The sequence below is a fragment of the Pseudomonas sp. F1_0610 genome, from assembly GCF_047470865.1.
Classification (GTDB): domain Bacteria; phylum Pseudomonadota; class Gammaproteobacteria; order Pseudomonadales; family Pseudomonadaceae; genus JAZDRH01.
In genome coordinates, this window is sequence record NZ_JAZDRH010000077.1 from 1 (window position 1) to 921 (window position 921).

Here is a 921-nt window from a genome sequence, read left to right on the forward strand (position 1 = left end):
CTTCTTTGATTTTAGTGGAACGGTGTGGGAAAGCCGGCCATAGTGGGTGATAGCCCCGTACACGAAAAGGTCATAGAAGTGAAATCGAGTAGGACGGAGCACGAGAAACTTTGTCTGAATATGGGGGGACCATCCTCCAAGGCTAAATACTACTGACTGACCGATAGTGAACTAGTACCGTGAGGGAAAGGCGAAAAGAACCCCGGAGAGGGGAGTGAAATAGAACCTGAAACCATATGCGTACAAGCAGTGGGAGCCCACTTGTTGGGTGACTGCGTACCTTTTGTATAATGGGTCAGCGACTTATATTCAGTGGCAAGCTTAACCGAATAGGGGAGGCGTAGGGAAACCGAGTCTTAATAGGGCGACAGTCGCTGGGTATAGACCCGAAACCAGACGATCTATCCATGGGCAGGTTGAAGGTTGGGTAACACTAACTGGAGGACCGAACCGACTACCGTTGAAAAGTTAGCGGATGACCTGTGGATCGGAGTGAAAGGCTAATCAAGTCTGGAGATAGCTGGTTCTCCTCGAAAGCTATTTAGGTAGCGCCTCATGTATCACTTCTGGGGGTAGAGCACTGTTTCGGCTAGGGGGTCATCCCGACTTACCAACCCGATGCAAACTCCGAATACCAGAAAGTGCCAGCATGGGAGACACACGGCGGGTGCTAACGTCCGTCGTGAAAAGGGAAACAACCCAGACCGTCAGCTAAGGTCCCAAAGTTATGGTTAAGTGGGAAACGATGTGGGAAGGCTTAGACAGCTAGGAGGTTGGCTTAGAAGCAGCCATCCTTTAAAGAAAGCGTAATAGCTCACTAGTCGAGTCGGCCTGCGCGGAAGATGTAACGGGGCTCAAACCATACACCGAAGCTACGGGTTCATCCTCTGGATGAGCGGTAGAGGAGCGTTGTGTAAGCCT

1 rRNA gene is annotated in these 921 nt (G+C 50.9%); it reads left to right on the top strand.

The features are described 5' to 3' along the window. A 23S ribosomal RNA gene (locus VQ643_RS16270) occupies window positions 1-921 on the top strand; the annotation flags it as partial.